An 8,798-nucleotide genomic window follows, 5' to 3' on the forward strand; every position below is an offset into this window, starting at 1 on the left:
CGCCCGCGCCGTCGCGCCGCGCGCTTCGTCTCGGCCTTGCGGGCGCGGGCCTGCTCGGGCTCGGCGCCGCCGGCCTGTTCGCTTACGCCATCCAGCGCGGCGCGGGGCCTGCGTCCGGGGACGAAACCGTCCGCGTGACGGTGCGCGACGGCCGCTGCGATCCCAACGATCTCACCCTGCCCGCGGGCCGCACCGTGTTCGACATCCGCAACGCCTCCGACCGCACGCTTGAATGGGAGATCCTCGACGGCGTGATGGTGGTGGAGGAGCGGGAGAACATTCCGCCGGGCTTCAGCGCGCGCCTGACCGCGAAGCTGAAGCCCGGCGCGTATCAGATCACCTGCGGGCTGCTGTCGAACCCGCGCGGAACCCTGACCGTCACCCCTTCGGCCGCCTCCGAGGAGGCGCGCAAGCGGCCGCCGATCACGGCGTTCATCGGCCCGCTCTCGGAGCACAAGGTCACGCTGGCGCTGCAGTCCTCCGCCTTCGTCGCCGGAGTGGCCAAGCTGCGAGACGCGATCGCGGCGGGCGATCTCGACGCCGCCAGGGCGCGCTTTGCGGAGGCAAGGGCGGCCTATCGGCGGCTCGATCCCGTGGTGGCGCGCTTCGCGGACCTGAAAAACGCGCTCGACGGCGCCGCCGACTATCTGGCCGCTCGCGAGGCCGATCCCGCCTTCCGGGGGCTGCCGCGCATCGAACACGGGCTGTTCGCCAAAGGCTCGGTCGAGGGCCTGACCCCGGTCGCGGCCCAGCTTGCGGAGGACGCCGCGACGCTGAAGACCCGGCTGCGCGAACTGAAGCTCGCGCCGGACGACTTGTTCGGCGCCTCCGCGCGGCAGGCCCGGCTGCTGGCGGACGGCGCGGCGGTCCACGGCCTCGCGCCCTATGCGAAGAGCGACGCGGCGGAGTTCGGCGCCGAACTCGACGGCATGGCGAAGGCCGCAGGCCTGCTGCAGCCGCTGCTGAAGGAGGCGTCGCCGGAGATGGCCGCCGCGCTCGACCAGCGCTTCGCGGAGACGCGCGCGGCGATCGGCGCGCTGGCTCCGAACGCCGGCCGCGACGACCCGGCGCGCGCATCGCTCGCGGAACGCTTCGGCGCGCTGTCGGACGCGCTCCGGGCGGCCAATGCCGCGCTCGGGCTGGAGTGAACGGGATGTCGGATCGGGGACACAGCCGGCGAGCGCTGCTCAAGAGCGTCGGCGGGCTGGGCGTCGGCGGGCTGGTCGCGGCCTGTCCCTTCGCGGCGTCGGCCGCGAGGGCGGAGCCGCACGTCACCGACGCGCCGCTCGCCAACCGCGCCTCGCAGGAGGACCGCACGCCCTTCCACGGGGCGCGGCAGGCGGGCGTGGTCACGCCCCGGCCGGCGCACGGCATGGTGGCGAGCTTCGCGGTGGTGGCGGACGACGTGGACGCGCTGGAGGCCCTGTTCCGCCGCCTGACGGAGCGGGCGGCGTTCCTGACCGCGGGCGGGCCGGTGCCGGAGCTCGACCCGAAGCTGCCGCCGGCGGATTCGGGGCTGCTCGGCCCGGTGGCGAAGCCGGACGGGCTCACCATCACCGTCTCGCTCGGCGCGTCGCTGTTCGACGACCGGCCGTGGCTTGCGCCGCTGAAGCCGAAGCGGCTGACGCGCATGACGCGCTTTCCGAACGACGCGCTCAACGCCGACCTCTGCCACGGCGATCTCGCGCTGCAGATCTGCGCCAACTCGCAGGACGCCACGATCCACGCGCTGCGGGACATCATCAAGTCGATCCCCGACCAGCTCATCCTGAGCTGGAAGCAGGAGGGCGCCGTGCCGGTGATCGCGCCGGGGCCGGACGGCGCGGCGGAGAGCGCGCGCAACTTCCTCGGCTTCCGGGACGGCTCCGCCAATCCGGACTCCCACGACGAGACGCTGATGGACCGGGTGGTGTGGGTCGGCGACGCTCATGGCGAGCCGGACTGGGCCGCCGGCGGCAGCTACCAGGCGGTGCGGATCATCCGCAACTTCGTGGAGCGCTGGGACCGGACGCCGCTCGCCGAGCAGGAGCGCATCATGGGCCGCGCCAAGATGAGCGGCGCGCCGCTGGACAAGCTCTCGGCGAGCGAGTTCGTCGCGCCCGATTACGACCGCGACACGGACGGCCGGCTGACGCCGCTCACCTCCCACATCCGTCTCGCAAATCCCCGCGACGGCAAGTCAGACGCCAACCTGATCCTGAGGCGGCCGTTCAACTATTCGAACGGCGTCACGAAGTCCGGCCAGCTCGATCAGGGCCTGCTGTTCATCTGCTATCAGGCGGATTTGGACGCAGGCTTCATCGCCGTCCAGCGCCGGCTCGATGGCGAGCCGCTGGAGGAATACGTCAAGCCGGTGGGCGGCGGCTATTTCTACGTCCTGCCCGGCGTCCCGACTCCGTCCGACCCTTACGGCCGCGCGCTCATCGCCGCCGCCCGCGCGAGCCGCGCGGGGTGAGCGCCGGCCGTCTCCCCCTTCCGCGCGCGTCCGGCGGGGCCGGCCGCGATCTTCGCACCTGGAGCGATCCGATGAAGCTGACGCATTCCCTGACGGCCGCCGGCCTCGCGCTGGTCCTGGCGTCCGGCGCCTTCGCCCGCGACGCCGCGCTCGACCTCGTCGAGCCGCTCGCCGAATACAAGGTCTACGTGACCGAGAAGACCGAGAAGCTGGAGGCCGACGTGACCGCCTTCACCAGCGCGGTCAAGGCCGGCGACGTGGAGAAGGCCAAGGCGCTGTTCGCCCCGTCGCGCACCAGCTACGAGGCGATCGAGCCGATCGCCGAGCTGTTCGGCGACCTCGACGCCTCGATCGACTCCCGCGCCGACGACCACGAGGGCGGCGAGGCCAATCCCGACTTCATCGGCTTTCACCGCATCGAATACGGCCTGTGGGTGAAGAACTCGACCGAGGGTCTGGCGCCGGTGGCCGACAAGCTGCTCGCCGACGTGAAGGCGCTGCGCGCCAGCATCGCCGATCTCACCTTCCCGCCGGAGAAGGTGGTCGGCGGCGCCGCCGCGCTGATGGAGGAGGTGGCCGCCACCAAGATCTCCGGCGAGGAAGACCGCTACAGCCGCACCGATCTCTGGGACTTCCGCGCCAATTTCGACGGCTCCCGCAAGATCGTCGAACTGGTCCGCCCCCTGATCGAAAAAAAGGAGGCGACCTTCCTCAAGACCGTGGACGCCAACTTCGAGCGCATCGACACGATCCTGTCCAAGTACAAGCAGGGCGAGGGCTATGTGTCCTATGAGAAGCTGACGGACGGCGACCGCAAGACGCTCTCCGCCGCCGTGAACACGCTGGCGGAAGACCTCTCCAAGCTGCGCGGCAAGCTCGGCCTGGACTAAGCGGGGATCAACGCTGTCGCCGCCACGCCCGGTCGCGTGGCGGCGACGGCCGAAACGTCAGGAGCCCGCGCGGAACACGAAGGTCGCGCCGATCGCGATCAGCGCGAAGCCGATGGCGTGGTTCAGCGTGAAGCGCTCGCCGAGATACATCACCGAGAAGCCGGCGAACACGATCAGCGTGATCGCCTCCTGCATCGCCTTGAGCTGGGCGGGGGTGTAGACCTCGCTGCCGTAGCGGTTGGCGGGCACGGCGAAGCAGTATTCCACGAAGGCGATCAGCCAGCTCACAAGGATCACGACCCAGAGCGCCTGATCCTTGTGCTTGAGGTGGCCGTACCAGGCGAACGTCATGAAGACGTTCGACACCACGAGCAGCGCGGGCGTTGTGAACAGCGACAGATTCATCGGCTTAAGCCATCCATGCGCGGAAGCGGGAGGTCACAGGCCCGTGGCGGGTTGCGCCGCGCCCGTGGGGCCATCCTCGCTGACCGGCGGCTCATAGCCGTAAGTCTCGGGCATGGCCACGAGATAAATCACGAAGCCGACAGCCGCGATCGAGGCGAGCGTGAAGAACGCCGCCGAATAGCCCGCCGACACGATCACGAGGCCCGCGACCGACGCGCTGACGGCGGCGCCGAGACCCTGCGCGGTCGCGATCGCCCCCTGCGCCACGTTGAACCGTCCGGTTCCGCGGGTGAGATCCGCCACGATGATCGGGAACAGCGCGCCGTAGACGCCGGCGCCGACGCCGTCCAGAAGCTGCACGGCCACCAGCCAGTACGGATCGTCCGAGAACGGATAGAGCGCGCCGCGCACGGCCAGCACGCCGAAGGCCGTGAGGAAGATCGGCTTGCGGCCCCAATGGTCGGCCTTGGCGCCCGCGATCGCCGCGACCGGGATCATCACCAGCTGCGCCGCCACGATGCACATGGCGATGAGCGAGGTGGCGTAGCTGTCGCCGACCACCTTGGTCAGCAACTGTCCGACCGTCGGCAGCATGGCGGCGTTGGAGAGGTGGAACACCGCGGCGAGCACCGCGAACAGCAGCAGCGCCCGGTTCTGCAGGATCGCGGAGAGGCCCGAGGGGCCGTGGCTCTCCTCGCCTCCCTGCTTGTCCAGCCCGCGGGCGAGATCGTGGTCGATCTCCTTCGACGGCACCATCATCATCGCGCCGATGCTGAGCACGGCCGCGCCCGCCATCAGCCAGAACACCACCACCGGGCCGAACAGATAGGCGAGCCCGCCCGCAAGCGCCGCGGAGGTGGCGTTGCCGGCGTGGTTGAAGGCCTCGTTGCGGCCGATGCGCCGGGCGAACAGTTTTGGCCCAACGACGCCCAGCGTGATGGCGGCGATGGCGGGCGCGAACACGGCGCCGGCGGCGCCCGCGAGCGACTGGGTGATCGCCACCAGCGCGAAGCTCGAGACGAAGGGCAGCGTCAGACAGCTGATCGTGACGGCGGCGGCTGCGATCAGCACCACAAGCTTGGTGCTGCGGAAACGGTCGATCAGCGCGCCGGCGGGCGTCTGCGCCAGCAGCCCGGCGACGCCCGCGAGCGTCATGACGAAGCCAACCGTGGCCTCGTTCCAGCCCTGATCCGGCCCGCGCGCGGCGAGAAGATAGATCGCGAGATAGGGCCCGAGCCCGTCCCGCACGTCGGCGAGAAAGAAGTTCAGCGCGTCGAGCCCGCGCAAGGCGCCCCGCGACGGCTGACGTTCTGCGCCCATTTCGGTGTCCGACCCGCCGCTCATGCGCTGCCCCCTCGATCACGCTGCGATCACGAGCACGTAAACGGACGGTTTCGCGGATGGTTCCCGGTGGTCAGGTGAGAGTTTGCATCTGCGAACGAGAGGCGGCCGAAGCGCGATTTTGATGGGGTTCCACGCCTTCGCATGTGCGAGAACGTGAGGCGTCGCGGGCGCGTAAGGTGGGGCGCCATATGAACGCTCGACCATCCCTCTTCCTTCGGGGATATGGCGCCGCGGCGCGGCATGCCCGATTCGAGAGGCGCGGCGCAGCGCTCGACGCGACGCCGGATTCGACTTTAGGATAGAGCGTCCGCCGCCGGCGGGCGTCCACGAAAGCCGTTCATGATCAGCGCCTTCGACCTCTTCAAGATCGGCGTCGGCCCGTCGAGTTCGCACACCGTGGGGCCCATGACGGCGGCGCGGGCGTTCCGGGACCATGTGGCGCTGCTGAACGGCGTGGCCCATGTGGAGATCGAGATCTTCGGCTCGCTCGCCTGGACGGGCAAAGGCCACGGCACCGATCTCGCGCTCTGCCTCGGCATGCTGGGCCACGAGCCGGCGACGGTCGACCCCGACAAGATGGCGGATTACGTCGCCGCGCTGCGCGAGACGCGGCGGCTCGACGGCGCGCTCTCCCATGTGACGTTCGATCCCGACCGGGATGTGATCTTCGAGTTCAAGGAGCTGCTGCCGTTCCACACCAACGGCATGCGCTTCCGGGCCTACGACCGGGCGGGCGTCCTGCTGGACGAGCAGGTGCGCTATTCCATCGGCGGCGGGTTCGTGGCGACGGGCGAGGAGCAGGCGGACGAGGACGTGGCCTATCCGCTGCCGTTCGAGAGCGGGGCGGAACTGCTGCGGCTCTGCGCCGAAAGCGGCCGCACCATGGCCGAGCTGCAGTTCGGCAACGAGCTCGCCCGGCGCAGCCGCTCCGAGGTGGAGACCGGGCTCGACGCGGTCGCGGCCGCCATGTTCGACTGCATCGATCGCGGCGTGCGGCAGGACGGCGTGCTGCCCGGCGGGCTGAAGGTGCGCCGCCGCGCCAAGAAGCTGCGCGAGACGCTGGAGCAGCGCTCCTCCGTCAACAGCCGTCCCCCGCACGAGATCGTGGATTGGGTCAGCCTCTACGCGCTCGCCGTGAACGAGGAGAACGCGGCCGGCGGGCGGGTGGTGACGGCGCCCACCAACGGCGCGGCGGGCATCGTGCCGGCGGTGCTGCGCTACTGCCGCGACTTCTGCCCCGGCTGGTCGCCCGAGCGTGGCCGGGAGTTCCTGCTCACGGCGGCCGCGATCGGCGGGCTGATCAAGCGCCGGGCCTCGATCTCGGGCGCGGAGGTGGGCTGCCAGGGCGAGGTGGGCTCCGCCGCCGCCATGGCCGCGGCCGGCCTCACCGCCGCGCTCGGCGGCACGCCCGAGCAGATCGAGAACGCCGCCGAGATCGCCATGGAGCACCATCTCGGCATGACCTGCGACCCGATCGGCGGGCTGGTCCAGATTCCCTGCATCGAGCGCAACGCCTTCGGCGCCAACAAGGCCATCGTCGCCGCCTCGCTCTCGCTCCGGGGCGACGGCGTGCACCGCGTCACCCTCGACGAGGTGATCGAGACCATGCGCCAGACCGGCGCGGACATGCAGGCGAAGTACAAGGAAACCTCGCAGGGCGGCCTCGCCGTCAACGTCGCCGCCTGCTGACGTCGCGGCCGTCGTCGGCGCGTTTGGAGATGGCGGCGCAGCTCGCCTGTGCGTGGCGCCGCTCCCACTCCCGCCGTCCAACACCCGCGCCACCCGCGCTCCAGCTCGCGCGCCCCCGAAAACGCGAAGGCCCGCCGGTCCGCCTGGAGGAGCGGAGCGGCGGGCCTCGTCGCCTACCGGAGAACCCTCAGAACCGGTAGGTCACGCCGGCGCCGAGCACCCAGGGGTTGATCTTGGCCTTGCCGCGGATCGACCCGCCGCCTGCGGTCGCGATGTCGATCTTCGGGCGCATGTGGATGTACTTCACGTCGAAGTTCACGCCCCAGTGCTCGTCGATCATGTAGTCGAAGCCGACCTGGGCGGCGGGGCCGACCGAGTTCTTGAGCTTCACCTTGCGCACCACGCCGCCGGCGGCGTCTTCGCCGAAGAAGATCGAGTAGTTCAGGCCCACGCCCACGTAAGGCTTGAACTGCCCGAAATTGGTGAAGTGGTACTGGGCCATCACCGTCGCCGGCAGAACCCACGTGTCGCCCACGTTCACGCCCTTCAGCGCGCCGCGCCCCTTGATGGCGTGGGTGCTGACGCAGCAGATGGTCTCCACGGCGAAGTTCGGCGTGAAGAAGTAGCTGAGATCCACCTCCGGCATCACCCGGCTCGACACGTGGGCGCTGCCCGGCGTGTTGAACTTCGCCGACGAGTTCGGCAGCACGGCGATGGCGCGGGCGCGCAGCAGGAAGCCGGTGGTCTCCGCCGGAACCGACACGGCCGCGGGCGGCTGGTCGATGGGCGCGTCCGCGGCGAAGGCGGCCGGCGCAAGGGCGGCGGAGGCGGCGAAGACGAGCGCCGCGGCTCTCAGAGCGGTCATTTCAGGAAACTCCCCGTAAGGACGATCGGCCGCCGCAAGGGCGCGGCGGCGCAGGGTCGGTTCAGTGCGACATCAGAAGGCAGACGCCGGAGGTCTCGAGCAGGTCGCGGGTCGCGCCGCCGAAGAACCATTCGCGTGTCCGGCTGTGCCCATAGGCGCCGGAGACGATCAGGTCCGCCCCGAAGTCGGAGGCCACGTCCAGAAGCTCCTGGGCGATGGAGTTCGTTTCGCCGGCCCGCAGCATGGGCCGGGCGTCCACCTTGTGGAGGCGGAGATGGTCGGCGACGTCCTCGGCGCCTTCGTCGCGCAGGCTCTCGCCCGCCGCCACCACCAGCACCTCGTCCGCGGCCTTCAGGATCGGCAGCGCGTCGCGCACGGCGCGGCGGGCTTCGCGGGTGTCCTTCCAGGCCACCACCACCCGGCGCGCCAGAAGCTCCTCGCGCTCCGGCGGCACCACCAGGATCGGCCGGCCGGCCTCCAGCGCCACATAGCCGGGGGAGACGCCGAGCGCCGGGTCCGCCACGTCGTAGGTGGCGCGCCGCCCGAGCACGATCAGATCCGCCGAGCGCGCCTGCTTCACGATGTGGCGGTCGGGATCGGCCATGTCCGAGGTCCAGCGCACGTCGTTGCGGCCCCCCGTCGCCTGATCGAAGGCGCGCTTGGCGGCGGCGATGTCCTCCTCCACCCGGCGGCGCTCCTCGTCGGCTGCGAAAACCGTCACGTTGGGCGTCATGTCGCCGTAGACCGGCGTGAGCATGGCCTGCGCGGCCGCGCCGGTGAGTCGGGCGCCGAAACGGTCCGACAAAGCGAGAGCGAGCTTGGCGCGGCTGGGCGCGTAGGGGCCGAGGTCCATGTGGACCAGCACGCTGGCGAGCCCCGGTATGCCGTTCGATGCGTAAGCCATTTTGGCCTCCGTCGCGTTCCGACTGTGGCCATACCGTGGCGCAGGTCTTGCGGGGGCTCCTTGATTTCGGTCAAGAACAAGGACGCGCAGACATGTTTCGCGGGGAACCGATCTGAAGCCGTTCGTTTGTCCTCTCGCGCCGCCCGTCCGGCGCGCCGCCGAGGCCCCCGCGGGATGCTGACCGCGGCGCCCGATCCGCTGGCGCTCGCCACGCTCGACCTCGACGGGCGGGTGGCGGCGTGGAGC

Annotated in this window: 8 protein-coding genes; 4 read left to right on the forward strand and 4 right to left on the reverse strand. The window is 70.7% G+C overall.

What is annotated here, in order from left to right; genetic code table 11:
- The 3 genes from efeO (ACFQ4O_RS12395) to efeO (ACFQ4O_RS12405) form a co-directional block, all read left to right on the forward strand.
- Positions 1-1,148 (forward strand): iron uptake system protein EfeO (gene efeO, locus ACFQ4O_RS12395; RefSeq protein ID WP_378776003.1); only part of this gene is annotated, 1,148 nt, incomplete at its 5' end.
- A gap of 5 nt (positions 1,149-1,153) precedes the next feature.
- Entirely contained in the window at positions 1,154-2,455 is a 1,302-nt protein-coding gene (gene efeB, locus ACFQ4O_RS12400; RefSeq protein ID WP_378776004.1) for an iron uptake transporter deferrochelatase/peroxidase subunit, read from the forward strand.
- A gap of 71 nt (positions 2,456-2,526) precedes the next feature.
- Positions 2,527-3,345, forward strand: a complete 819-nt coding sequence (efeO, locus tag ACFQ4O_RS12405; RefSeq protein ID WP_378776005.1) for an iron uptake system protein EfeO — start codon at positions 2,527-2,529, stop codon at positions 3,343-3,345.
- A gap of 57 nt (positions 3,346-3,402) precedes the next feature.
- On the opposite strand, the gene ACFQ4O_RS12410 is transcribed toward efeO (ACFQ4O_RS12405), so the two are convergent.
- Positions 3,403-3,750 (reverse strand): DMT family protein, encoded by a 348-nt coding sequence (locus tag ACFQ4O_RS12410; protein WP_378776006.1) that lies wholly within the window; start codon positions 3,748-3,750, stop codon positions 3,403-3,405.
- 33 nt (positions 3,751-3,783) lie between these two features.
- A complete protein-coding gene (locus ACFQ4O_RS12415) occupies positions 3,784-5,070 on the reverse strand; it encodes an MFS transporter (protein WP_378776007.1) in 1,287 nt (428 codons plus the stop codon).
- A gap of 363 nt (positions 5,071-5,433) precedes the next feature.
- Between ACFQ4O_RS12415 and ACFQ4O_RS12420 the strand changes: the two genes are divergently transcribed.
- A complete protein-coding gene (locus ACFQ4O_RS12420) occupies positions 5,434-6,783 on the forward strand; it encodes an L-serine ammonia-lyase (protein ID WP_378776008.1) in 1,350 nt (449 codons plus the stop codon).
- Positions 6,784-6,970: 187 nt separating this feature from the next.
- Here the strand turns inward: ACFQ4O_RS12420 and ACFQ4O_RS12425 are convergent, their stop codons facing one another.
- Complete coding sequence (locus tag ACFQ4O_RS12425) at positions 6,971-7,648, reverse strand: OmpW/AlkL family protein (RefSeq protein ID WP_378776009.1); 678 nt, start codon at positions 7,646-7,648, stop codon at positions 6,971-6,973.
- A 61-nt stretch (positions 7,649-7,709) separates the two neighbouring features.
- The gene (locus ACFQ4O_RS12430; protein ID WP_378776010.1) at positions 7,710-8,552 is read right to left on the reverse strand and encodes a universal stress protein; all 843 of its coding nucleotides are present in this window, start codon (positions 8,550-8,552) and stop codon (positions 7,710-7,712) included.
- Between the last annotated feature and the right edge of the window lie 246 nt (positions 8,553-8,798).

The sequence above is a fragment of the Methylopila musalis genome, from assembly GCF_042679725.1.
GTDB lineage: Bacteria > Pseudomonadota > Alphaproteobacteria > Rhizobiales > Methylopilaceae > Methylopila > Methylopila musalis.

Coding starts and splice junctions, on each gene's coding strand:
- efeB (WP_378776004.1), top strand. CDS start 1,154: ATGTCGGATCGGGGACACAGCCGGCGAGCGCTGCTCAAGAGCGTCGGC.
- efeO (WP_378776005.1), top strand. CDS start 2,527: ATGAAGCTGACGCATTCCCTGACGGCCGCCGGCCTCGCGCTGGTCCTG.
- ACFQ4O_RS12410 (WP_378776006.1), bottom strand. CDS start 3,750: ATGAATCTGTCGCTGTTCACAACGCCCGCGCTGCTCGTGGTGTCGAAC.
- ACFQ4O_RS12415 (WP_378776007.1), bottom strand. CDS start 5,070: ATGGGCGCAGAACGTCAGCCGTCGCGGGGCGCCTTGCGCGGGCTCGAC.
- ACFQ4O_RS12420 (WP_378776008.1), top strand. CDS start 5,434: ATGATCAGCGCCTTCGACCTCTTCAAGATCGGCGTCGGCCCGTCGAGT.
- ACFQ4O_RS12425 (WP_378776009.1), bottom strand. CDS start 7,648: ATGACCGCTCTGAGAGCCGCGGCGCTCGTCTTCGCCGCCTCCGCCGCC.
- ACFQ4O_RS12430 (WP_378776010.1), bottom strand. CDS start 8,552: ATGGCTTACGCATCGAACGGCATACCGGGGCTCGCCAGCGTGCTGGTC.